Source organism: Arachnia propionica (genome assembly GCF_003859805.1).
GTDB lineage: Bacteria > Actinomycetota > Actinomycetes > Propionibacteriales > Propionibacteriaceae > Arachnia > Arachnia propionica_C.
In genome coordinates this window covers 1-488 of record NZ_RQZG01000058.1, presented here as the reverse complement: position 1 = coordinate 488, position 488 = coordinate 1, and the positions used below count along the sequence as shown (strand labels likewise).

The following is a 488-nucleotide window of genomic DNA, read 5'->3' as shown; positions in this document are numbered from 1 at the left end:
ATCGGCCTTCGGGGTGACCGCCGCCGGATCAACCGACACCGCCACCGAACCCGGCACCACGCTCACGCCCTCACCGAACCTCAGCTCGTCGACCAGGCTGTAGGTCGCATCGAACTCGCTCGGGTTGGTCACCGTCACCTCATAGGTGATGGCGGCATCCTGGCTGTCCTGCTCGACAGCAACGGCACGCTTGGTCATCGTGATGTCGCCCGGGGCCTTGACCGGTTCACAGGCGCGGGCCTCGACGGCCTTGCCGCCACTGGTCATGGTGGCCTGGTTGAGCAGGCCCGTCCCGGTCTCGGCATCCTGCAGCTCACAGTCCTTCGCCTCAGCCGTGACGGTCGTGGCCACACTCGCCCGAGCCCTCACCGTGAACACGTGACGGGCACCGGCCGGAATCGCCTGGTCGGTCACCAGGGTGGTGTTCGCCACACCGTCGAAATCGGCCTTCGGGGTGACCGCCGCCGGATCAACCGACACCGCCACCG

At 67.8% G+C, this 488-nt stretch carries 1 protein-coding gene; it reads right to left on the bottom strand.

Annotated features, from left to right (window positions below; genetic code table 11):
* A partial coding sequence (locus EII34_RS16185; RefSeq protein ID WP_185711404.1) for a hypothetical protein occupies positions 1–488 on the bottom strand: 488 nt, incomplete at both ends.